This window comes from Paenibacillus sp. FSL R5-0912 (assembly GCF_000758605.1).
Classification (GTDB): Bacteria; Bacillota; Bacilli; order Paenibacillales; family Paenibacillaceae; genus Paenibacillus_AQ.
Genome location: NZ_CP009282.1, coordinates 5,915,740 through 5,939,551 on the forward strand (window position 1 = coordinate 5,915,740; position 23,812 = coordinate 5,939,551).

Below are 23,812 nucleotides of genomic sequence, written 5' to 3' on the forward strand. Positions count from 1 at the left end.
TTGTTCATCGTAAATAGTTTATTCCGTATCCTTCATATTAAGCTTATGTCTCATTATTATCGCTTCCTTACCCACTCTGAGCTGAATCTCCCCCTGCTGATCGGTCCGGTATACCTCTGTATTTGCGTCCTCCAGCCGGGCTAGTACATCGCCATTCGGATGCCCGTACAGGTTGTTCACCCCTGCTGAGATTACAGCCGCTGCCGGATTCCAGAAGGAGAGCCAGTCCGCACTGGTGGCGGTTTTGCTGCCGTGGTGGGCGACCTTGAGGATGTCGGTGGGCTTACCTGACTGTATTCCAGCCTGCTGTGCGGATTGCAATATCGCTTCCTCCGCCGCCTGGTCCATATCGCCTGTGAAAAGAAAGCTGCGGCCGTTCATCTCCAGCCGGAACACGACCGATTCGTGGTTCTGATCCTCTACCTCGTTTAGCAGAGTCTGCCCGTCCGCAGGCGGCTCCGGCCAGAGAAAATGCAGCTGCGCCGCCTCATCCGGAGTCAGGACCATGCCCTGCTGTACCGGATACAGCCGGACTCCTGCGGCAAGCGCTGTAGTCATCAGCTTAGTGTATGGTTCCGTATCCGCCAGCGAGCCGTTGAACAGCAGCGCCGACACCGGCATTCCCTCCAGCACCGCCTGCAGCCCTCCGGCATGATCCTGATCGCCATGTGTCAGGATCACCGCATCCAGCCGGTGGATGCCCCGCTGCTTCAGCAGCGGCAGCAGCGTCTTGGCCCCGACCTCGAACGGACTGCGGCGGATTCGCCAGGCCTCCTTCTTTCCGAAACTCACCGTTCCGCCGCCGTCCACCAGAATATGGGCTCCGCCCGGCGTGGTAATCAGGATGCTGTCTCCCTGCCCCACATCCAGGTAGCTGATCGCTCCCGTCCTGTTCAGGTCCTCCGCATTGTAGCCTCTGTACAGCAGAAGCGCCAGACTGGCAGCGCACAGCACAGCGGCAAGGCTGCTCCAGCGCGTAACGTCTGAATGCGGAAATGCCTGGAGGGCCAGCGCGGCTCTTCTGCTGTTCGCAGCTGCCGCTGGGACCGCCTTGTTGCTGCTGGTATTGCCGGCCTTACCGCGGCTGTTTCCCGGCAGCTCCAGCTCGGCCAGCGGCCGGGTCTCATCCTCCATATACTGGGGAACAAGCGTAATCTCTGTCCGTCTCTTCAACGCATACAACAAGCCGTAAAGTAGCCCGTAGTATAGGCAAATCCACAGTAATGAAGGTGAAGCCCAGATCAGCACACCTGCCGTAAACCCGTTTACCCACTCTACCGCCGCAAACGTAGCATTATTCAGCAGCTCTGCAAGCTGCACAGTTAAGAGGGCTGCAGTATTCCAGAACCGTCCAATCAGCAGCGCCAGCGTACCAAGCGGCAGCACCAGGAACGTGATGAAAGGCACCAGCAGCAGATTGGCGGCAAAGGACAGCAGCGAAAATTGGTTAAAGTAATAAATAGTCAGCGGGAAAGAGACCAGCTGTGCAATAAAAGTAACCGAAAGCGCACCCGCCATCCAGGAAGGTAAACGTCTGAACAATGGCGCGGCCAGCGGCGTATATACCATGAGACCTGCTGTCACCAGAAAGGACAGCTGAAAGCTGACGCTGAGCAGCAGATACGGGTTCCAGACCAGCATCATCAGTGCGGCAGCAGCCAGAATGTTCATTCCATCCTTAAGGATACCGAGCCTTGCGGCAAGCAGAGCAATCATGCTCATTATCCCGGCGCGAACCACTGACGGTCCGGCACCGGACAGCAGTACGTAGGCTGGTACAAGCAGTAATGTTACCGTGAGTGCTGTTTCTCTCGTGAAGCGGCAGCGGCGCAGAAGAAATAAGATCACCCCGACATAAACCGCAACATGCATTCCCGAGATCGCCAGAATATGAGTCAGCCCCAGCTGTGAGAACTGCTTGAAGGTCTCCGGGTCCAGATCCTCCTGGATACCGATGACAAGTCCCTTCATATAACCGGCATGCGGCTCCTCGAATAAGCGCTCCATCTCTGCGCCGAGGGTGGCGCGCATTCTATCATTCCAGCGCAGAATGCCGGATAGCTGCCACGATGCCGGAGGTTTAGCCGTTACACTCGCAGTTCCGGCCCCTTTCAGCAGCCAGTGAGTCTTTTTCGCGAGCAGATAGGCCTGGTAGTCGAATCCGCCGAAGTTACGCGCTATCTGCGGCTGGGCCAGCTCTCCTTCAATGACTACCCGGTCTCCCCGCTGCCATAGGGCAGCTACAGCGATTTCGCTTTCTTCCTGAAGCTTGATTTGAACGGCAACCAGTTCCCCTTTTGCTTCCTCTTCTGCTCCTGTTGCGTCTGCCCCTACTCCTGTTTCAGCTTCTGCTTCTGCTTCTGCTTCTGCTTCTGCTTCTGCATCTGTTTCAGCCCCTTCAGCTGCTGCGCTTCCTCCTTTTTCTGCATCTGCTGCTGCATCTGCTGCCGCCCCTGCCGCTACCACGACAGCTACTTTTTCTTTTGTAGCTACTTTAGCTCCCGTTTCTACATTCGCCGCTGTTTCGGTCTCCTGACTTCCCTGCCGCTCCAGTCCGATCCGTGACAACTTCAACGTAAAATCAACCCGGTCCCCGTCCCGCTCCACCGGGGAAGCAATAACGCCTGCGGCTGTAACGTTAGCCTCATTCAGTTCGGTTGCCGATCGCCCCAATTGCTCCGGCAGCAGGCTCACGTTACGCGCTTCACTCCACTCCCAATACAGGACTGCCGCAGCAATCGCCAGCCCGAACACAGCAGCCGTTCTCCAGCGTATGCCGCCGCTGACCGCCCAGATTGCAGGCAGCAGCAGTAGGCCTGCGAGGTAGAACAGCAAGCTGCGGCCGGAAAACATACAGCCTGCCGCACTTCCGGCAATCCAGCAGATCGTGAAGCTTAAGAGCGGCCTTCTGTTCATCTGCATCTCTCCTTTAATCATGGATCTACTCTCTTCTTCCGTCAAAATGGAGCTCTTTTCCTGTCCCGCTGCCGCAGCAACGACAAAGAACCCCTGCAAACGCAAACACATGCGTAAGCAGAGGTTCTTCCCCTGAAGATCTGAAGCTATCCATAACACTAACCTGTCCCTATTCTGTGTGGTGATGCAAGTCCTCCGGTATGCTTCCGGTTATTCTGATACCGAGATCATCGTTTCCTTCGGCGGCTCATAGTTCTCCAATTGGCGGAACACAATTCCTTTGGAGGAAAGCATGGCCTCCACCTTCTCCATATCCTTGCGGTACGGACGCAGATAGACAATCTCTACAATCCCGCTGTTGGCCAGCATATTGGCACAGGTCCAGCAAGGTTCATCCGTGACGTAGACGGTACTGCCTTCCCGGTCACTCCGGTCTGTGAACAGCAGCAGATTCTGCTCGGCATGGATCGTGCGGATACAGCGCTGCTTTTTCACCATGGTCTCTACGCCGTCAATAATCTCACGCTCATATTGCTCGGAGACCATACAGCCTGCTTCCGAGCAGTCCGGAACACCCATCGGTGCGCCGTTATAGGCGGTGCCCAGCAGCTTCTTGCCCTGCACCAGCACAGCGCCGACATGGCGGCGGGGACATCGCGAACGGGTGGAGACCATGCAGGCAATATCCATGAAGTATGTATCCCAGTTCTTGCGGTAAGCCACAGTCATCAGCAATCTCCACTTCCTCTTAAATAGTTGTTCATTATTGTAACATAATGCAGCAATCTTTCACTATACAGCTTGTCCTAAAACTACCCTGTCCAGCTGTTCTCGTTACAGCCTCATGCTGCGTAAACGGCAATTGCTGATACAAACGTCGATTCTGGCGTTAAGCTCAGTTCTCCGGCAGCCTCAAGCTAGGCCTGTTACTAGTCCTTTTCGGTTTCTGGCCTTAACTGTATTCTGTACAACTAAAAAGACCGAAATTCTGATAAAAAGCAGTTTAATTGCACTTCGTACACTTATATCTCGATCTGCTGAGCTAAAATCGCCACAACGTATTTTAATGGGTCGAAGTGCAACTAAATTTAAGAAATTAGTAGTTTTACTGTTTTTAGTTGTACCCAATATACTTATCTGACTGGCGGAGCATACGGTTGGGCAGGGCAGGGTAGACTCGGCTCAATCAGACAACCTTGTGTAACAAAACAACCCCCCCGGCAATTCCCTGTCAATTGTAGTGTATACAAGCTTCAGTATGAATGCTGCCGCCCGCTCGAATCATCCAGCGTGTCCCTGGACTCAAAATGCCACCAGCGGCTTCAGCTGCTCCAGCAGCTTCGGCCCGATTCCCTTGACCTTGCCCAGATCGGTCAGGCTGCGGAACGCTCCCTTGCTGCTGCGGTACTCGATAATCGCCTGCGCCTTCTTCTCTCCGATACCCGGCAAGTCCATCAGGGCTACGGTATCGGCAATGTTCACGTTGACCCTGCCGTCAGCAGCCACTGCTGCACCTGCGGCACCTGCTGGTCCCGCGCCCCCTATTGCACCAACAGTCCCTCCATTAGCGGTTCCATTCTCAGCTACTCCTGCGATCCCGCCACCAACCGCCGTTCCGTCCTTACCATCCGCATTTCCGTCATTCCTACCTGCCACTGCCCCGGATGTCCCCGCCGGAGCAGTAATCCCGGCGCCATTAACCACTCCGGCGTTATCACTTGCAGCACCGGCCTTATCACTTACAGCACCAGCCTTACCAACAGCCGCTCCATTCACATTGCCGCCTTCCCCCTTTGCCTTCACCCCGGCTTCCCCAGTCATAGCACCAGCTTCACCACTCTCCCCTGCTGTTCCCGCCCCGCCATCCGCCACCCCCAGCGCCTGTGCCATCCCGGCGTTCAGGGTCTCCCACCCGGCGATGCCGTCCTCCGCCCTGTGGTCTGCAGCCCAGACTAGAGCGCCGCCCAGCAGGGCAGCGGCAATAGCGCAGCCGATCATTCTTTTGCCCATGAAGCTGTCCTCCTTCAGTAAACTGGAATTTTATTCAAAAACAAGCTTAAAACCTGTCATTTGTCCAAGACTGCCGTGCATACATTGAACGAAGAGTATTCCTGTAAGCCCAGAACCCAGCAACATTAGAAAGGAGGCAACCACAGGATGAAAGTGGGATTTATCGGAACAGGCAGCATGGGCGGTCTGCTCATCGACGCCTTTCTTCGTTCGGGAGCCCTTGATCCGTGTGATGTGCTGGCCAGCAACCGCAGCCCGGGCAAGCTGAGGGAGCTGAAGAAGCTTCATCCCGGAATCACTGTATGCTCGGGCAACATCGAAGCCGCGTCCGAGAGCGATATCGTGTTTCTGTGTGTCAAACCTTTGCAGTTCAAAATGTTAAGCGATGAGATTGCCCCTTACCTGCGCAGCGAGCAGATTGTCGTATCCATTACTAGTCCAGTTCAGCTGTACCATCTTGAATCCGTACTGCCCTCCAAAATTGCCAAGATTATTCCCAGCATCACCCATTCCGTCAAAAGCGGGACTTCTCTGTGCATTTTCGGAAGCAGATTAAATAAAAAAGACAGGCTGGTCCTGCTCCGGCTATTCTCATGTATTGGTGTTCCTGCGGAAATCCCGGAGAACCATACGAGGATTGCCTCTGATTTCTCCAGCTGCGGCCCGGCGTTCATCAGCTATTTCCTGGAACGGTGGATCGAAGCGGCTGTAGAAGCAACCGGCATTGATGAGGCCCTGGTCAGCCGTCTGGCCGGTGAAATGCTGCTTGGTACAGGCAAGCTGCTAACGGAAGGCTCCTTCACCCCGCAGGGGCTGCAGGAACGGGTTGCCGTCCGGGGAGGCATTACAGCGGAAGCGCTGAACCACCTGCGCACGAGCCTGGAAGGGGTGTTCGAACGCCTGATCACCACTACGCATGACAAATACGATGAAGATGTGGAAAAGCTCGACGAGCTGTTCGGGCGCAGCAGCATCGTCCAGAGCCCTCTTGACCGCTAAGGCAGCTGCGGCTATAGCCTGCTGCCAACGTCCATTGACCATAGCTTATTGCAAGGGCCGTATGCCTTGCCATCGTCCTTCCCCTCTTGCCATTCCCGCCTTAAGCTACGCTCTGCCGCTCCATTCTCCGCTTCCGGAGCACTGCCGGAAACCAATAAAACCCGCAGCACGGAGTCATCCGTTGCTGCGGGCACTGTTGCGTTCTTCGCTTAACCCACTACTATATTTACCAGCTTGCCGGGAACGGCAATAATTTTACGTACAGTTTTGCCTTCGACGGCCGCCTTCACGTTCGGCAGAGCCAGTGCATGATCCTGCATTTCCTGCTGAGTCATATCCAGCGGAATCAGGGCGCGCTGAACGATTTTACCGTTAACCTGCACGACGATTTCCACTTCCGCGTCTACGGTCCAGGCTTCATCATAAGCAGGCCAGGCGACATAGCTGATGCTTCCTTCGTGACCCAGCAGCTGCCACAGCTCTTCGGCAATATGCGGTGCCAGCGGCGACAGCATCTGGACGAACTGTTCTGCTGCTTCCGTGGACAGGCTCTCCTGCTTGTAGGCATCGTTGATGAAAATCATCAGCTGGCTGATCGCCGTATTGAACCGCAGATGTTCAAAGTCTTCGGTTACCTTCTTCAGTGTCTTGTGCCAGGTCCGCTTGAATTCATCGGTTCCGCCATCTGCCGAGATCTTCGCGCTGATGCTGCCGTCTTCGTTCACGAACAGGCGCCATACGCGGGAGAGGAAGCGGTGGATGCCTTCCACGCCTTTTTCGTTCCAAGGCTTGGTAGCTTCCAGCGGCCCCATGAACATTTCGTAGACACGCAGTGTATCTGCGCCGTACGCTTCTACGATCTCATCCGGGTTGATGACGTTGCCGCGGGATTTACTCATCTTCTCATTGTTGTTCCCCAGGATCATCCCCTGGTTCACCAGCTTGTGGAACGGTTCCTTCGTATCGACTACGCCGATATCATAGAGAACCTTGTGCCAGAAGCGGGCATACAGCAGGTGGAGCACCGCATGCTCGGCTCCGCCGATGTACAGGTCAACCGGCAGCCATTCCTTCTGCTTCTCCGGTGAACACAGCTCCTGATCATTGTGCGGATCAATATAACGCAGGTAGTACCAGCAGCTGCCGGCCCATTGCGGCATGGTGTTGGTCTCGCGGCGGGCTTTCATGCCAGTCTCCGGATCAATCGTTTCGACCCATTCGGTTACATTCGCCAGCGGGGATTCACCTGTGCCCGAAGGCTTGATCGCATCCACATCCGGCAGTACCAGCGGCAGCTGGTCCACAGGAACGGTCTTCATGGTGCCGTCTTCCAGATGCAGAATTGGTATCGGCTCACCCCAGTAACGCTGGCGGCTGAACAGCCAGTCGCGCAGGCGGTAGGTTACTTTGCCCTTGCCGCTCCCCTTCTCTTCCAGCCAGGCAATCATTTTCGCAATGGCTTCAGTATTGGACAGGCCATCGAGGAATCCGGAATTCACATGCAGGCCGTCGCCGGAATACGCTTCCTCTTCAATGTTGCCGCCCTGTACGACTTCCACAATGTTCAGGCCGAACTGCTTGGCGAACTCCCAGTCACGGCTATCATGACCCGGAACAGCCATAATCGCTCCGGTTCCGTAGCCGGCCAGCACGTAGTCGGCAATCCAGATCGGCACCTGTGCGCCGTTCACCGGATTGATTGCGTAAGCACCGGTGAAGACACCGCTTTTCTCTTTGGCCAGATCCGTACGTTCCAGATCACTCTTGCGGGAAGCCTTGTCGCGGTAGTCCGCAACGGCAGCCTTCTGCTCTTCTGTTGTAATTACATCAACCAGCTTATGCTCCGGTGCCACAACGCAGTAGCTTGCTCCGAACAGGGTGTCCGGACGGGTGGTGAACACTTCAAGCGTAGCCTCATGCCCTTCAATGGCAAAAGTCACCTCAGCGCCGGTCGATTTGCCGATCCAGTTGCGCTGCATATCCTTAATGCTCTCTTCCCAGTCCAGCTCATCCAGATCCTCGAGCAGACGGTCTGCGTATTCGGTAATTCTCAGAATCCACTGGCGCATCGGTCTGCGGACCACGGGATGGCCGCCGCGCTCGCTTTTGCCGTCGATCACTTCTTCATTCGCCAGGACGGTCCCCAGCGCTTCACACCAGTTCACGGAAACCTCAGCTACATAAGCCAGACCGCGGTTGTACAGCTGGATGAAAATCCACTGCGTCCATTTGTAGTAACCCGGATCAGTCGTGCTGATCTCGCGGTCCCAGTCGTAGGAGAAGCCCAGCGACTTGATCTGGCGGCGGAAATTATCAATGTTCTTGAAGGTAATGTCACGCGGATGCTGTCCGGTATCCATCGCATACTGCTCAGCCGGAAGTCCGAAAGCGTCCCAGCCCATCGGGTGCAGTACATTGTAGCCGCGCATCCGTTTGAAACGGGAGACGATGTCTGTAGCGGTATACCCTTCCGGATGGCCTACGTGCAGCCCTGCGCCGGAAGGATACGGGAACATATCCAGTGCGTAGAACTTCGGTTTGCCTGCTTCTTCACTTGTCTTGAATGTCTTGTTCTCGTCCCAGAATTTCTGCCATTTCGGCTCGATGGTCTGGGCGCGGTAGCCGGCTTGGGCCGGTGTGCCAATGTTGTCGCTCATCTTATGCTCCTCCTTGGAGTGTTGCTGTCTTAGATCGTACTATTGTCTTTAAAAAAGAGTTAAGAGATAGTCTCCACTGCAAAAAGTTTTGGGCTTCCACCCGCTGTTATACTCGGATTTCCTGATTGGAACCGCTTATCGCGGTAGAAATCCGAGTATAAAGGCGGCCACTACGTTGCTCCAGCTCCAAAATTTTCTCCGTTCCGTTCTCTGTAACTTTTATAAACCCCATCTGTTCTCCTGGCGGACCAGCAAAGTCCAAGAACCCACAATGATTAGCTGGGCCGTTAGGGCCTGCAAAGCCTAAATACGCGGTTAATTCGCCGGGACGGCAGAATCCGCAAGACCCATAACCCGCTTCCGATTCGCCGGTCTGCTGGAACATCCTTGATCCCGCCGTCCGCCAAGCTAACCGCAAAAAAACCTCCCATCCCTAGCGTATTATCGCTAGGGACGAGAGGTTTGAATTCCCGTGGTACCACCCTAGTTAGCGGCGGACATTCTTTGTCCGGCACTCACTTTGACACCCTTTAGCGGGGGTGAGGCGACGACGGTTCACACGCCGGTCCCCTTATTAATGAAGCTTAAGGAACCCTGCGGCTCGCGCCATTACTCCGAGGTGAGTTCACTGCGGTCCGTTAACCGGCTCGCACCTGGGGTGCCGGCTCTCTGCAATAACGGTCTCACGAATTAATACTCCTCTTCATCGTACTGCTATGTGCACTGCTCTTTACTCGTAATATTCACCACATTATAACCAAAAGATACATGTACAGTCAATGATTTAACGATATATATCCCTTTATGCCGGCCTTCTGCGGATATAATAGGCGACGATATGCTGAATGACCACTTTGCCGGCTGCGAAAAACGGCACCGCTAGAATCAGCCCGATCATTCCGGCGATCTCCCCGCCGACCAGCAGCGCGAAGATAATCAGCAGCGGATGCAGATGCAGCTTCCGCCCAACGACCTGCGGAGAAATGACGTTGCTCTCCAGCATTTGGCATAGCGTATTTACTACTGCTACCATCAGGACAAGGCGCCATGAGAGGGTCGAGGCCATCACGATGGCCGGAGCTGCGCCCAGAAACGGACCCATATAAGGAACTATGTTGAATACCGCTACTACACAGGCGAAGAGCAGCGCATAGGGCATGCCGATAATGGCATAACCGATATAGGCCAGCACACCAATGATAATACAGACAAGAAATTGCCCGCGGATATAATTGCCAAGTGCCTCATCAATATCCTTGAGCAGGGTGACAATCGACTTACGGCGGGACCGGGGAAGGCACGACACAACGGTCCGTTCGAACACATCGAAGTCCTTCAGGATGTAGAACACCAGAAATGGCACAATGAACGCATTGAACAGGATGCCAATGGTTGAAGCAATATTATCAAGGAAGTGGGAGATGCCTTCGGCCAGGCGGTTTTCCAGCTGATAGAACCAGTTATTCATTCCCGTCTCCACACCGGGCGGAATCAGTCTGGAATTCATGCCCCGCATCAGGCCCTGCGCATGCAATGTCATCTCCGGCAGATGCTCGTTAAGCTCCTCCAGCTGCTCGATGAACATTGGAATCAGGTTGATCAGAATGACCGCCAGTGAGGTGAGAAATACGGCATAGATCAGCAGGACGGCCACGCTGCGCGGCATTTTTCTCCTGGAGAGCATGGAAACCACGGGATTCAGCACATATGAGATGATCATTGCCGCCAGGAACGGGGCGAGGATCGCTTTTAGAAACAGGAAGATTCCCTCCAGCATGGGGCGGAGCAGCCAGACGAAATACAGAATGATCAGGGAGAGCAGCACGCCGATCATCCAGCGGAACCATTTATTTTGGGACCATTGCTCCATAATACCCCTCCTGAACATGTACAGCCCTCTAACAGTCATGCAATATTAGTATGTGTGAGAGGGTAATGAAATACTCTTGCCTGCAAAAAATTGGTTTTTTGTTATTTGAGTTGGAAAGTTGGTATAGTGGCCGGCATCAAGGTCCGCTAAAATCATATTGTAAAACGCTTTCATTTCGAGGAGGGGTACTTTTATTATGAAAAGGTTAAAACGATTATGCGGTGCAGGTATGACGTTGCTGCTTGCCGGATTGCTCGCTGGAGCTCCGTCTGTTTCGGCAGCCACCATCTTTGATGAGCCTCTGACCTACTTCAATTCCGCCACCTGGCAAAAAGCCGACGGCTATTCTAATGGCGGGATGTTCAACTGCACCTGGCGCGCTAACAATATCTCATTTACAAGTGGCGGACAGCTTCGTCTGGCACTGACCAGCCCCAGCAATAATAAATTTGACGGTGCAGAAATGCGTTCAGTCTACAAGTACGGCTACGGTAAATATGAAGTCAGCATGAAGCCTGCCAAGAACAGCGGAATCGTCTCTTCCTTCTTCACCTATACCGGACCCTCCGACGGCACGCCCTGGGATGAAATTGATATCGAGTTTCTGGGCAAGGACACCACTAAAGTTCAATTCAATTATTATACAAACGGGGTTGGCGGTCATGAAAAGATCGTGAATCTGGGATTCGACGCCTCCCAAGGTTATCATACGTATGCCTTCGATTGGCAGCAGGGCTACATTAAGTGGTATGTGGACGGCGTTCTGAAGCATACGGCCACCAGCAATATTCCGTCCCATCCCGGTAAAATTATGATGAACCTCTGGAACGGAACGGGAGTGGACTCCTGGCTCGGTTCCTATAACGGAGCCAATCCGCTCTACGCTTACTACGACTGGCTGAAATTTACAGGCAACTAAAAACGAAATTTGGACTCCGGCGGCGCACAGAGCGCACCTGCCGGAGTCCTTTTACATCTGCCCGGAAGCCGTTATCTTCAGAATTTGTTATCCGGATTGACACATTGGTATAGCGGCTAGAGCCTGGGTTCTGTACGATAAAAGCAAGAAACATCATCACAGGAGGAACAGAATTGATACGCAACAGGTTAATCAAAGCATCCGTAGCCGTAGCTGCTCTGTCAGCAGCAGTATGGGGCCTATGGGCCTTCACTTCAGCACCCCGATCCGAAGCAGGAGGTGCGAAGGACAATTTTACAGAATTCAATTCGGAGTTCTGGAAGAAAACGGATGGCTATTCCAACGGAGACATGTTCAACTGCACCTGGCGAGAAGATAACATCTCATTTGCCGGGGATGATCTTATGACCCTGTCTCTTACCAGCCGGTCCCCCGGCGAGTTCGACGGCGCAGAATACCGTTCGCTGCAAAAGTACAGCTATGGCAAGTATGAAATCCGTATGAAGCCGGCGGCCAATCCCGGTGTAGTCTCTTCTTTCTTCACGTATACCGGCCCTTCGGAAGGTGAGCCCTGGGACGAAATCGATATTGAATTTTTGGGTAAAAACACCCGCCAGATGCAGTTGAACTACTTCACAGACGGCATCGGAGGACATGAAAAGGTGATTGACCTCGGCTTTGACGCGTCAGCAGAATTTCACTGGTATGGTTTCGAATGGAAGAGGGATTCCATTACCTGGTATGTAGACGGCCGCCCTGTTCATACTGCGACCGAGAGTATCCCCCTTACTCCGGGCCGTATTATGATGAATCTCTGGAACGGAACAGGCGTGGATTCCTGGCTGGAGGCTTATGACGGCAAGGCTCCGCTACATGCTTATTATGACGAATTCCGCTATACGCCAGCCCGGGGCGAGTAAGAAGCTCCAGCGCCTCTCCGACAAGAAACCGCCTTCAGCAAGGCGGTTTCTTGTCCCTGTGGACTCATCGGCGGCTGCGGTCCCAGGCATTGACCTCCGAGGTTTCGGACAATCCCCCGTACGCCTTCCATTTGCCGACAAACTCGTCAAATTCCTCGATACCGCTGTCCGCAAAGATTATGTTTTGAAAGCTTTTTTGTTCCAGCTTCTTCAGCAGCTCACCGTCGCTCTTCATCGTCTTGGTGGGAGGTCCCGTGAACTGTTCCTTACGGGAAGCCTCCTTCTGGCCCAGCAGCACCGGGGCAATATCCTCCGGAATCTCCTTAATGACTTCGGAAGGAATTCTCGCCCCGTCGAAGGTCAGTGTGTAGGAGGCCACCCGGATCACGCCCATCGGCAGCGCAGAGGGCTCAATGGTCGCCTTGCCGCCCGCCATTGCCCAGTCATAGCCCTCTGCAAGACCATTAATGAACTCGCCGGTGGAGGTAGCATAGTAATCAAACATATAATTCTGATAGGTAAAAAAGATTTCGGGGTGCTTCATTTTCTTGTTAATCAGTATGGCTCCGTTAACAGGTAAGGTGCCTCTTCTCATAGCGGTACCTTCCGGTCCGGAGGGTATCGCAACAGCCTTGACAGACGCCTGCGGATCTGCGGCAGTCAGGGAAGACAAGGGCCAGCCGCGCATCCAATACGGGCCGGCAATCATGCCGGCCTTGCCGGAGACGAAACGGTTGGCGGCGCCCTCTTCATCAAGCCAGGCACTGTCGGTCGACAAGTACCCCTGCTGAACCCAATGCTTCATAAGCGCGACAGCCTTCCGGGCGCCGGGCTGCACGGAGCCATATTCCAGGGTTCCGTCACTCCGGCGGTTCCATTGCTCGGGAACCGTGCCGAACGCTCCAAATATCCAGCTGCTGTCCCCCATCCAGGTACTGGGACCGTTACGGAAACCTAAAGCAAGGCCGTAAGTGTCCTTTAATCCGTTGCCGTCCGGGTCCTGGTTGACAAAAGCGTCCATGACCTGTTCCAGCTCATCCAGCGTCCGCGGTGTTTCCAATTTCAGCTTGGTAAGCCAATCCTGGCGAATCCAGAGCAGCGGATCGGAGTTGTATTCGTAATCCATGATGGGAATTGCATACTTATGACCGTCCCGCACGAAGGCATTCCATGCCGAAGTGTCCTCGGCAACAGCCTTCTTCCACACCCGGGAGGCATATTGTTCAAATAAACTGCCGACTTCCATGAATTGCCCGGAGTCAATCAGCTCCTGAATGATGGCTGCATCCCGTGTAGTGACAACATCGGGCATATTGCCTTTGGCCAGCTCAAGCCTCAGCTTGTTGGCATAGTTCTCGGAGGTTCCGGAGATAGTCCAGAGATAACGGATACGGATTCCCAACCGTTCCTCCGCCCAGGCCGTATGCACATTATGCTCAAGGCTCTCGCCTTTTTTAAAAGTCAAATTGGGGTTCACGGAGCCCACTGTGTACAGGTCTATGGGCGGATTATATTTACCTGCTTTGACTTCAAAGTGAGGCGCCGTGCTCTCCGGGGAAGCTGCCGGGAGAGTGGCCCCGGAACTGCGGAAGGTGCAGCCCGATAAGATCAGGACCAGCGCGAACAACGGCAATCTGAATTTCATGGAACCACCTGCTTTTCGTAATGTTCTGGAGGGCCGGACAACTTGTATCATAAACTTCTTCCGCATCCCATGGTACACTTCTTTTATTACGGCTAACAGTGAAAGCTTCTGAAAAGGATGATTTTATGGCCTGGCGTCCGAGTTTGTTTATTAAAATGGTTGCTATCCTGCTATCCCTTATATCAACCACACTCTTATTCTACGGATTATCCTACCGCAAGGATATCGGAGTCATCACGAGTCAGATCAAAACAACTGATTTGAATCACCTGGAGTTCCTGACCCAGCAGATGGACAACAATATCAATCAATTGGCGGGCAGCATGTATGCTCTTCAGAGAGACCCGACCATCCGTGACTACGAGCAGATCCGGCAATTGGGCCATCTTATTGACCCCGCCCAGACCATTATGACCGTGCTGGAGAAGCTCTCCCTTCAGACCAGCTCCAGTACGTGGGAGAACCGGATTGTCCTGTACAAGCCGCACAGCGGTGAGACGTTGGGGTCTGATTCCTCACTCTCCTTTGATTCCTCCGTACTGGAGAAACCGCTCCCGGCCGGCTGGGAGTATATTTCAGAGGACAGGGGCAGCACTGAAGCGGGCTTCCGCCTGCTGCTGTCAGATCCCGCTACAGAAAGCAGCCCTCCAAGAGAGGCGGAACTGCTGTTATCGATGTATTTTCCAGTATCCAACATTGAACGAATGTTCGATGCCTACCAGTCGCAGAACAAGGGCGATACCTTCCTGTTCCATCCGGTTTTCGGGATGATCCTCTCCCGCAATACCGACCGGGAAATGGCTGAACGGATCACCGCAACGCTTGATTCCGCAGACGGACAGGGCATATCGGAGATCCTCAACCTTAAGAAGGGCAGCTTTCTTATCAGTTCGGTTCCTTCATCGGCCATTAACTGGCGGGTCGTGCATTATTCGCCGCTGAAGCAGATTCTTCAGCCGATCCGCAGCAGCCGTTATTTCTTCCTGACCGGATCGGCTTTTCTCCTGGTCATGAGCCTGTTGTTCTCTTTGCAGCTATATCGTCAAGTGCAGCGTCCGGTTAGCCTTTTATTGCGTTCGCTCAACAGGATGAAGGAAGGACGATGGTCTACCCGTATTCATACCAAGTCCAATCCTGAGTTCACAATGCTCAACGAAGAATTCAATGAAATGGCAGAAAAAATTCAATTGCTGATTGAACAGGTCTACCTGGAGCAGCTCCGGGCCAAGGATGCCCACTTGAAACAGCTTCAATCGCAGATTAATCCGCACTTCCTCTACAACTGCCTGTTCTTTATTAAGAGTAAGGCCGTTGTCGGCGACACCGATTCGGTGGAGGCTATGGCGCTTAACCTCGGAGAATATTACCGCTACATCACCAAGACAGACCATTCCCTCACTACGCTGCAGGACGAGCTGAAGCTGCTGGAGAATTACCTGGAGATTCAGAATTTGCGGAAACAGCGCATCAGCTATGAGATGGATATCGCGGAAGATCTGCTGGGTCTGCAGATTCCCCGGCTGCTGATCCAGCCCTTGGTGGAGAACAGCATCATTCACGGTATTGAGAAAAAGATCGGCCCAGGCTCCATTCGGATCACCGCCTCCCATACGCAAGAGAGTGTCATAGTCACTGTTGCAGACAACGGAGCTGGCATGACGGATGAGGCAGTTAACGCTTTGCAGGCCCGAATTTCCGAAACGGCGCGTGAGGACGGAGGCTGCGGGCTATGGAACATCCAGCAGCGCCTCAGGTCCCATTATGGTGATTCATCCGGCCTTCTGATCGCCCCTTCACCTGAAGGCGGCTTAAAAATCACTCTTCGCATGGAGAAGAAAGAGGAACCCTATGCATCAAATTCTTCTGATTGACGACGAACCTTATGTCGTTGACGACCTATCCATTTCGCTTCCTTGGACGGAAATGGGATTTGAACAAGTTCACACGGCTTATTCCGGATACGAGGCACTGGAACTGCTTCAGCGTTATCCTATCGACATTGTTGTCACTGACATCAACATGCCTGAAATTTCAGGCATCGAACTGATCGCCTCCATCCGTAGCCGCTGGAAGCACATCCGGGTCGTTATGCTGACCGGTTATGCCGAGTTCGAGTACGCCCGCAAGGCGATAGAAGAGCAAGCCAGTGCCTATCTGCTCAAGCCAATTGCCAATGACCAGTTGATTGCCGTTATTGGCAAGCTCCAGGAAGAGCTGCGCGGCGAATGGGAGACTCGGTCCTCCTATCAGCGGACAATGCAGACCTTCCGCGAGCATCTTCCGCTCCTGCGGGACCGGCTGCTCGGCGAGCTCCTGCAGGGGCGGAAGATGTCCAGGCCGCAGCTGCACGAGCGGCTCTCCCAATTCGATCTGCCGTTCTCCACCAATCTGCCGGTATGTCTTGTAATCGTCAGACCGGAGGAATTCTTCCGGCGTCAGGACATGGGCAGCATGCTGCTGTTCGAATACGCCATTATTAATATCGCGCAAGAGCTGTTTCAAGACCGGTTCCACATCTGGTCAAGCAAGGATGTCCATGATTATCTTGTATTTCTGCTGCAGCCCAGGGAAGACATTGAACCCCGCCTGAATCTCGCAGATGATATCACCCAGGCCGCCTATCAGCTGCAGAATCATGTCAGCACGCTGATTGGAGGCGGCCTTTCTGTGGTCACTACGGGTTGGGGCGGATTCCCGGATCAGGTGTACACTCTCTATCAATCCGGCATCTCCGCTATCCGCCAGCATATCGGCAGCGAAACAGGCATCTATCTGGATGCCACAGACAACAGCAGCTTTAACCCTGTAGAAATTCTCCAGCCGCTCTACGAGCCTCCGCTTTTCTTTCATTTATTTGAGGCGAACAACTGGCAGGGGATCGAAGACAAGCTGAATGCCATCGCTACGGAGCTGGCCCGGAATCCGGACCACTCTCTGGAGCATATCCATGAAGCCCGTCTGCATCTGGAAACGGCTTTCTATTATTTCGCCCATAAGAATAAGAAGATGCTGGGCGAGATCGTGGGCAATCCGCTGATGAAGCAGGCCCCCTTCCAGACGGCTGACAAGCTGCGGGAATGGGCGCTGGAGATGGTTACGCTGCTGAAGGAGCATTTTGAGTCTGAGCGGCGGGACAGCCGGACAGTCCTGATTCGGAACGTACATGAATATATCGACCGCAATATACATTATGTCTCACTCCAGGCCATCGCCGATCATGTCCAGATGCATCCGGTATATCTGTCCAAAATGTACAAGCTTGAGACAGGCAAGCGGATCAGCGACTACATCAGTCAGGTTAAGATGGAAAAAGCGGCGTATCTGCTCATTCATACGCCGCTGAAAATTTATGAGGTTTCCGCCGAGCTGGGCTATTCCAATGCCCATTACTTTATCAAGCTCTTTAAGGAGTACACGGGGATGACCCCGCATGAGTTCCGTGACCGGGCATTATAACATCTTTACTCTTCAAATCGCAGCTCCACCTCGTGGGTGAGCCCGTCATCCGGAGTCGGAATAAACCCATCCTCTAGCGCCCGGCCATCCAGTGTCAGACGGGCATCACCGCCGTTCATCCGGCGGAAGCCTTCCGGTTTACTGATCCGGATACAGTACGAAGATTTGCCAAGCTTCAGAGTGTAAGAGAATTCTGTCTGCTCTTCCCGCAGGATCGGACTCAGTGCGATGCCCTGCGCCGTATATTCAATGCCTAGCGCTTCCATCAGCGAGAGGGTGAGCCAGGTCGAGGTGCCGCTTAGCATCGGACCGATATTCTCACCGGTCTCGCTGTTATTATATTGAGTGCAGAATCGCGGATTTCCGCAGACTGCAAACGGATCTTCCATCGTCTTGAACGGCATGATCCGGTCCAGCAGCCAATAGCCGAGGCGGCCCAGCTCGGCAGCAAGCCCTGAATCCGAGACTTCCTTGGCACCCTTGAACATCGCAGCTGCGGCCATCATGCAGGCATGCTTGAATACGCCGCCGTTCTCCCGGTCACCCGGGAAGTATTCGTCCGAAGCTGTGTGGGTAGAGACCCGGCCCAAAGCAACCGGGGAAACCAGCTTCAATCCGAAAGGAGTCATAAGATGCGACTTCATAGTGTCCAGCATCACCGAGATCTGCGACTCATCGGCACAGCCCGACAGGATGCTCCAGCTGAAGGAATTTAAGAAGTAAGAACCCTCGGATGCCGGATCTGCTGACAGACCGTCTCCGGCAGCTCCCAAATAAGTATATTCGCCATTCTGGTACCGGTTGAAGAGCACGCGGGCGAAGAAATCGCCCTTCCAGGCATGCTCCTGGATACGCTCGCGCAGCTTGGATCCGAAGCGGTTCAGCTCATCGGCATCATCCTGCTCCCCTTTGCGGGCAGCCAGGGCGGACAGTTCATCTACTGCTACCTTCAGCAGGAAGGCGTTCATAACGCTCTCGGAATAATCGCTGTCCAATGAATCCCCGAAGACCCCGCCTGCCTGCAATTGCTCCCGGTAGAGCTTTTCCTTAGCTGGACCGTTCAGATACGTGTCATCCAGCTTAAGACAGTCGTTCCAGTCTGCGAAGTCCAGTAAGGGCAGACCGTGGCGGCCGATTGAAATCTTCCCTGAATAGACAATAATCGCCTTGAGTGTCTCGAAGACCGGCCGGCTGGCTTCTTGTCCCGCTACCGGACAAGACTCGTCCAGGAACTCGAGATCGCCGGTAAGCATTACATAGCGGTAGACGGCTTGAACAAGCCATAACGCATCGTCGGACCATTTGCCCGGCTCCTTGCCGGCCCAGAAGAAGTTATGATAGGCATAGCCCAGTTCAAACACCATACCGGTCCATTCTTTAAGCAGACTTTTCACCAGAGCGCTTTGTCCCATACCGACAAAATAATACATCGATGCGTATAAATCCTGGATTTCGCGGAAGCCAATCTCCCTGTAGCCCTTCTGTGTCTGGCAAAAGGAACGGGAGACAAAGCTTTGATAGAGCACCTGAAACGGCAGATTGCGGTTGATAAATACATCGAAATTCTTGTCATCGGAGAATACCTGCAGGAACTTGCTGTAATCCCGCACGAACCCGGCTGATTCCGCCAGCGCTGATTCCGCCGCGCATGGGTCGGAGAAACGGGTGACCAACGCCCCCACTTCATCCGCCAGCACCGTGTCATTCCAAGGCGCCCCGCTCTTGTCGGAGACTAGGCCGGTCAACTGGTCAACAGCTGTCTTAGCTCCCGCAGCCACTTGAATTTCCCCGGCTACTGCGAAGAACCCTGGCCCCTTACGGTGCAGAATGTTACTCAGTCTGAGCGCGCCGGACGGACGGTGAAGCGAACCTGTACCGACAAATTCATTGTAGCTGACGCAGTATTCACGCGGCAGCACCGGTCCTTCTGCCCCGTGAACGATCATTGTGTGGAAGCGCAGATCATGACGGCCGCCTTCGGGATAATAATCCGGACTGATGGCTGCCACGGCTCCCGTATTATCCTGGAGCACGCCGCCCTGCATAATGACGTTGCTGTACAGCACATCCTCGAACAGCGCCCCCGGAGCCGCTGAGCCGAACATTCCCGTGTAGACGATCCGCAGAACTCGGTCGGCTTCTCCATGGTTCTCAATCTCAATCCGCTGTAATTCGGTAGCCAGAGGCAGGCCCTCGTATTGAGGCAGAATAGAGATGATTCGTGTAATCTCCAGTCCGCAGCGCGTCCGGCAGGTGATTCGGGTTACATTCTGCGAATGCCGGCAGACCGCCGACTCTATCCCTTCATCTCCGGGGTCCGCGGAATAGAAGATCTGCTTCCCGTCCTCGAACAGATAGAATTGCCGGTTAGCCGGGAACCCGTTCTCCTCCTGACGCATATCCCAGCGGGTGGCCAGCACCTGGGTGGCCGCATGTGAACGGAAGCTGCCGCCGCCCAGCCGGTCAACAACGCTCTTCGGGGTAGTCTGAAGCGGATGGGGAAAGCTCAGACGGTTGCCCATAAGCAAATTGACCGCGAAATGCGGACCCGGCACAGGTGAACGCAGATCAATTACGTGCTCGCCCTCAGCGTTAAGCGCCCCTGCCCAGCCCGGAGCGGCCTGCAATTGCGCCAAAGCCAGGCTTGCGGTAGCCTCCGGTACGTCAACAGTCTGCTCCTGTCTTCCGGCGTGCCGGATATACAGTGACAATTCCGTGGCTTCTTCGTTTACGGCGAACAACGCGGAGGCACCCGCTTCACCCGGCAGCAGCGCTGCCACAGCGGGGAGCTTGAGCAGCTCCTGAATGGCAGGCAGCCGAAACGGCAGACCGGCTATGCCTACGGCCCCCCGTCGTTCCGAATCCGTAAAGAGGGCACTGATGTGCGCCCCGGGGCCAATCCGGTCTGCGAAGGCTTGTCTCAGGATCTCTTCAGCCGAAGCCATCGCTTCTCTTGCGGTAGTAAATTTCAGCATGATTGCTCTCACCTTTCCTGGCATGCTACGGGTCAGCCCTTGACGGCCCCCGCGGTCATACCGCTGATAAAGTATTTTTGGGTCATGAAGAATATGACCATGACTGGCACGGTTACCACCGTGGAGGCTGCCATCAGCAGGTCGTAGCGGGTATTATATTGCCCGACAAACAAGCGGATACCGACCGGAATCGTCTGTACATCAGCGCTGGTTGTCAAAACCCAGGCGAAGAGGAGCTCATCCCACGCCGTAAGGAAGATGAATATGCCTGTCGCAATAATGCCGGGCAGAGACAACGGCAGAATGATTTTGTAAAAAGCCTGAAATTTCGTACAGCCGTCAATCGTGGCCGACTCTTCCAGGTCTCTTGGAATTGAGACAAAGAAACTTCGCATAATCCAGATACTGATTGGGGTGTAGAACGCCGTATAGACGAGAATCATTCCCCAGTACGTATTGATCATCGGCAAACCGAACGTATTCTTGATCCACAGGAACATCAGGTAAATCGGGAACAGGAACATAATCCCCGGGATCAGCTGGGTGGATATGATACTCATGCTGAACAGCTTCGATCCGGGAAAATCAAACCGGGCCAGCGCATATCCGGCCAGAACGGCAAAGGAGCCGGCAAGCAGGGTTGTCGCACCGCAGATCAGAAGGCTGTTGCGGAAATAGGTGGCAAAATTCACCGTATCCCACATATTGATATAATTGACCCACTGCGGCTTCGGCAGGCTGAAGGTAGTGATCCCGTTCAGAATTTGGTCATTGGAGTGCAAAGAGGTGAAGATCATCCACAGAATGGGAAATACCGTCAATACAACGATAACCCAGGTCAGTGAAGTCAGCAGGAACGAACTGACGGAACGTTTACGGTGTGTACTCATTGGGCATTCAACTCCGATCTAAAGACGCGGTACCAGACACCGACGACCATCAGCATGGCAAACATCAGCATGATTGAAGCGGCAGAGCCCGAACCGAAGGACCAATAACCGAAGGATTGGCGGGTCAAGGCTGTCATCAGGAGGTCTCCCCATTCCCCCGGATATCCGGCACCGTTGCCGAACATCGTGGAGACGATGTTGTAGGAGTAGACATTGTTAATAATCTGGAATAAAAGCTGTACCGCAATAACCGGCTTAAGCATCGGCAGCGTCATGTTCCAGAACTGGCGGAATTTGCCCGCACCGTCAATGGTTGCAGCTTCATAGATATCTTCGGGAATGGTCTGGAGTCCAGCCAGGAAAATGACCATCAGGAACGGCCAGCCGCGCCAGATGGTTGGGATAATGATCGCCCAGATCGTATTCGGCCCCAGCAGCCAGAAAGGCTTCTCATTGAAGAGATGCAAGACATCGACCAGGAAATAGTTGATAATGCCTTCCTTCTGCCACATGAAACCCCAGAGCACACCGACCACATAAGACGGAACGACCCATGGGAGCAGCATGGCTGTGCGGGCAATGCTGCGTCCGGGAAAATCACGGTTCAGCAGCAAGGCCATCATCAGGCCCATGATCATTACACCGATCGTCACAATGACCGAATAAATCGCGGTGTTGCGGATGGCAAAATTGAGCCCCTGGCGGACCGGGTTATCGGTGTTGAACAACAGGCCAATATAATTGTCGATCCCCACAAACGGCGCCTTGAGATATTTGCCCAGTGTAAATTGGTTCAGCTTCAGGAATGACATCCAGAATCCCTGAATCATAGGGAGCAAATGCACCAACAGCATGAAAATGATGGTCGGCACCATCAGCATGTAAGCAAATTTATTCTCTCTGACCCGTTTGCGCCATAGTCCGCGCTTGTCGGAAGCAGCCTTCGCAGGCAGATTTTTTTCAGTATGGAGCCCCATCTCTTATCCCTCACTTTACTAATGGAAGAACCGCCGCACCCTATCGCGCGGCGGCATCCCCCTAATCCTCATCATTATTGGTTAATAATTGCTTTGACTTCGGCCGCTGCAGAATCCAGCTCTTGCTTGACGGTTTCTTCACTATATTTGCCCTTCACACCGGCAACAATATCCCAAATGTTGGCAAAATGCTTTTGCAGCGCCGTTTCCGTAGGTCCCCATTGGGGAATGGATGGATAGGTTCTTCCGTATTTCGTGGCTTCCGAGAATGCTTTCATGCTGGCATCCAGATCAGGCGATTCCAGAAGTGACAGTCGAGCCGGGAGCTGGCCGGATACGGCAGCATAAGCCTTCTGCGCTTCATCGCCGGTCAGGTACTTAATCAAATCCCAAGTCGCTTCCTTGTTCTTCGAGCCGCTGAATACGGTCAGCTCGCTGCCGCCGACGAAGGTAGCTTGTCCGCCCGGACCTGCAGGAAGCGGAGCCACCGCGAAGTTCTTGGCCGCTTTCTTGTCATCCATACCGCCGTTTGCTTTCGGTGTCGCAAAGTTCTTGGCGAGCCAAGGGCCGGAGATAATGACCGCCGATTTACCGTCGCCGAAGTCGCTCTCAATCTGCGACGAATTCTTCTCAAGCGAAGATTTATCCACAAGGCCTTCAGCGGCAAGTCCGGTGTAGAACATCACGCCGTCAAGCCCCTTCTCTTCGTTGAAGGCAACATTTTTGTTATCTTCCGAGAGAACATCGCCGCCTGCAGCCCAGATCCAAGGGAAGATATTATGCACTACGTTCCAGTCGTTTTTACCTGGAAGTCCGAGTGCAGCGATCTTTTTGCCGTCAACGGTCTGTCCGTTGACCGCTTGCAATGCGCTTTTGAAGGAATCCCAATCTTTAAAGGCTGTTGCTGTGTCCACACCGGCTTGCTTGAATACATCTGTCCGGTAGTATATTGCCCGCGCATCCACGAACCACGGCACCCCGTATACCTCGCTGTCGCCCGCGATAGAGGTAGTCGTCCAGATGGCCGGCAGGAAAGCCTCAGCACCGCCTACATCGGCTACTTTGTCCGTCACTTTGTCAATGCCGCCCATGCTGGCGATTGCCGGTACCCAGGTTGATCCAAGCTGCAGCAGGTCCGGACCTTCCCCGCTTGTAGCCGCTGTCGTAATCTTGGTCCAGGCAGAGCCCCAGTCAAGTACCGTTACCTTCATGGTGACATTCGGATGCTCTTTCAGGTAAGGTTCAAGCGTCTTCAGGAAGTCTGCATCCGGCTTGGGACTGTTCGGCATCACCCAGGCGTTCAGGGTAACAGGGTCTGTGCTTGGCGTAGCAGGAGCGGCAGTTGCACTGGAATCTTCTTTCTTTCCTCCGTTGTTAGCCGAACTTGATTGGTTGTTATTGCCTCCACATCCGCTGACCACTACTGAAAATGCCATGAGTAGTGCGGTGATGGATACTGCTGTCTTTTTCACAATAAATCTCCCCCATTGTCGTTTGAAAATCATGGAGAACGGCTGCCCGTCCTCCATGTACTGATTATAAAAGTGTTTCTTGCCGGTCTAAATACCAAATCGCAAG

Annotated in this window: 15 protein-coding genes; 5 read left to right on the forward strand and 10 right to left on the reverse strand. The window is 53.9% G+C overall.

Going from position 1 to position 23,812, the window contains the following annotated elements:
* Nucleotides 1-18: 18 nt before the first annotated feature.
* The 3 genes from R50912_RS25060 to R50912_RS36275 form a co-directional block, all read right to left on the reverse strand.
* Nucleotides 19-2,916, reverse strand: a complete 2,898-nt coding sequence (locus R50912_RS25060; RefSeq protein ID WP_042243228.1) for a ComEC/Rec2 family competence protein — start codon at nucleotides 2,914-2,916, stop codon at nucleotides 19-21.
* Between the two features lie 210 nt (nucleotides 2,917-3,126).
* The gene (locus tag R50912_RS25065) at nucleotides 3,127-3,645 is read right to left on the reverse strand and encodes a deoxycytidylate deaminase (RefSeq protein WP_039300969.1); all 519 of its coding nucleotides are present in this window, start codon (nucleotides 3,643-3,645) and stop codon (nucleotides 3,127-3,129) included.
* 573 nt (nucleotides 3,646-4,218) lie between these two features.
* Nucleotides 4,219-4,926 (reverse strand): helix-hairpin-helix domain-containing protein, encoded by a 708-nt coding sequence (locus R50912_RS36275; protein ID WP_052416675.1) that lies wholly within the window; start codon nucleotides 4,924-4,926, stop codon nucleotides 4,219-4,221.
* A 147-nt stretch (nucleotides 4,927-5,073) separates the two neighbouring features.
* Here R50912_RS36275 and comER point away from each other — a divergent pair, with 147 nt between their 5' ends.
* A complete protein-coding gene (gene comER, locus R50912_RS25075; RefSeq protein WP_042238640.1) occupies nucleotides 5,074-5,925 on the forward strand; it encodes a late competence protein ComER in 852 nt (283 codons plus the stop codon).
* Between the two features lie 209 nt (nucleotides 5,926-6,134).
* On the opposite strand, the gene leuS is transcribed toward comER, so the two are convergent.
* Together leuS and R50912_RS25090 are read right to left on the reverse strand one after the other, a co-directional pair.
* Nucleotides 6,135-8,582 carry a leucine--tRNA ligase gene (gene leuS, locus R50912_RS25080; protein WP_042238641.1) on the reverse strand — a complete coding sequence of 816 codons (2,448 nt, stop codon included), beginning with the start codon at nucleotides 8,580-8,582 and terminating at the stop codon, nucleotides 6,135-6,137.
* An 802-nt stretch (nucleotides 8,583-9,384) separates the two neighbouring features.
* Entirely contained in the window at nucleotides 9,385-10,452 is a 1,068-nt protein-coding gene (locus R50912_RS25090; protein WP_042238644.1) for an AI-2E family transporter, read from the reverse strand.
* A gap of 229 nt (nucleotides 10,453-10,681) precedes the next feature.
* On the opposite strand from R50912_RS25090, the gene bglS (R50912_RS25095) reads away from it, so the two are divergent.
* Nucleotides 10,682-11,371: a beta-glucanase gene (bglS, locus tag R50912_RS25095; protein ID WP_156123496.1), complete on the forward strand. Its 690-nt coding sequence runs from the start codon at nucleotides 10,682-10,684 to the stop codon at nucleotides 11,369-11,371.
* A 191-nt stretch (nucleotides 11,372-11,562) separates the two neighbouring features.
* On the forward strand, nucleotides 11,563-12,291 hold the full coding sequence (gene bglS / locus R50912_RS25100) for a beta-glucanase (RefSeq protein ID WP_042243232.1): 729 nt from the start codon (nucleotides 11,563-11,565) through the stop codon (nucleotides 12,289-12,291).
* 64 nt (nucleotides 12,292-12,355) lie between these two features.
* On the opposite strand, the gene R50912_RS25105 is transcribed toward bglS (R50912_RS25100), so the two are convergent.
* On the reverse strand, nucleotides 12,356-13,936 hold the full coding sequence (locus R50912_RS25105; protein WP_042238646.1) for an extracellular solute-binding protein: 1,581 nt from the start codon (nucleotides 13,934-13,936) through the stop codon (nucleotides 12,356-12,358).
* Between the two features lie 125 nt (nucleotides 13,937-14,061).
* On the opposite strand from R50912_RS25105, the gene R50912_RS25110 reads away from it, so the two are divergent.
* Together R50912_RS25110 and R50912_RS25115 are read left to right on the forward strand one after the other, a co-directional pair.
* Complete coding sequence (locus R50912_RS25110; RefSeq protein ID WP_052416676.1) at nucleotides 14,062-15,807, forward strand: sensor histidine kinase; 1,746 nt, start codon at nucleotides 14,062-14,064, stop codon at nucleotides 15,805-15,807.
* Nucleotides 15,785-17,392 (forward strand): response regulator, encoded by a 1,608-nt coding sequence (locus R50912_RS25115; RefSeq protein WP_042238648.1) that lies wholly within the window; start codon nucleotides 15,785-15,787, stop codon nucleotides 17,390-17,392. Before R50912_RS25110 ends, R50912_RS25115 begins: the two co-directional genes overlap by 23 nt.
* Before the next feature lie 5 nt (nucleotides 17,393-17,397).
* Here R50912_RS25115 and R50912_RS25120 read toward each other — a convergent pair whose 3' ends face one another.
* The 4 genes from R50912_RS25120 to R50912_RS25135 form a co-directional block, all read right to left on the reverse strand.
* Complete coding sequence (locus R50912_RS25120) at nucleotides 17,398-20,367, reverse strand: GH36-type glycosyl hydrolase domain-containing protein (protein ID WP_156123320.1); 2,970 nt, start codon at nucleotides 20,365-20,367, stop codon at nucleotides 17,398-17,400.
* 32 nt (nucleotides 20,368-20,399) lie between these two features.
* On the reverse strand, nucleotides 20,400-21,257 hold the full coding sequence (locus R50912_RS25125) for a carbohydrate ABC transporter permease (protein ID WP_042238649.1): 858 nt from the start codon (nucleotides 21,255-21,257) through the stop codon (nucleotides 20,400-20,402).
* On the reverse strand, nucleotides 21,254-22,234 hold the full coding sequence (locus R50912_RS25130; RefSeq protein ID WP_081956639.1) for a carbohydrate ABC transporter permease: 981 nt from the start codon (nucleotides 22,232-22,234) through the stop codon (nucleotides 21,254-21,256). The genes R50912_RS25125 and R50912_RS25130 overlap by 4 nt, the downstream gene beginning before the upstream one ends.
* A 74-nt stretch (nucleotides 22,235-22,308) precedes the next feature.
* Nucleotides 22,309-23,706 carry a sugar ABC transporter substrate-binding protein gene (locus R50912_RS25135; RefSeq protein WP_052416677.1) on the reverse strand — a complete coding sequence of 466 codons (1,398 nt, stop codon included), beginning with the start codon at nucleotides 23,704-23,706 and terminating at the stop codon, nucleotides 22,309-22,311.
* Nucleotides 23,707-23,812 lie beyond the last annotated feature (106 nt).

Coding starts and splice junctions, on each gene's coding strand:
- comER (WP_042238640.1), top strand. CDS start 5,074: ATGAAAGTGGGATTTATCGGAACAGGCAGCATGGGCGGTCTGCTCATC.
- R50912_RS25130 (WP_081956639.1), bottom strand. CDS start 22,234: ATGGGGCTCCATACTGAAAAAAATCTGCCTGCGAAGGCTGCTTCCGAC.
- R50912_RS25065 (WP_039300969.1), bottom strand. CDS start 3,645: ATGACTGTGGCTTACCGCAAGAACTGGGATACATACTTCATGGATATT.
- R50912_RS25060 (WP_042243228.1), bottom strand. CDS start 2,916: ATGAACAGAAGGCCGCTCTTAAGCTTCACGATCTGCTGGATTGCCGGA.
- R50912_RS25090 (WP_042238644.1), bottom strand. CDS start 10,452: ATGGAGCAATGGTCCCAAAATAAATGGTTCCGCTGGATGATCGGCGTG.
- R50912_RS25110 (WP_052416676.1), top strand. CDS start 14,062: ATGGCCTGGCGTCCGAGTTTGTTTATTAAAATGGTTGCTATCCTGCTA.
- R50912_RS25120 (WP_156123320.1), bottom strand. CDS start 20,367: ATGCTGAAATTTACTACCGCAAGAGAAGCGATGGCTTCGGCTGAAGAG.
- R50912_RS36275 (WP_052416675.1), bottom strand. CDS start 4,926: ATGGGCAAAAGAATGATCGGCTGCGCTATTGCCGCTGCCCTGCTGGGC.
- leuS (WP_042238641.1), bottom strand. CDS start 8,582: ATGAGCGACAACATTGGCACACCGGCCCAAGCCGGCTACCGCGCCCAG.
- R50912_RS25125 (WP_042238649.1), bottom strand. CDS start 21,257: ATGAGTACACACCGTAAACGTTCCGTCAGTTCGTTCCTGCTGACTTCA.
- R50912_RS25115 (WP_042238648.1), top strand. CDS start 15,785: ATGCATCAAATTCTTCTGATTGACGACGAACCTTATGTCGTTGACGAC.
- bglS (WP_156123496.1), top strand. CDS start 10,682: ATGACGTTGCTGCTTGCCGGATTGCTCGCTGGAGCTCCGTCTGTTTCG.
- R50912_RS25105 (WP_042238646.1), bottom strand. CDS start 13,936: ATGAAATTCAGATTGCCGTTGTTCGCGCTGGTCCTGATCTTATCGGGC.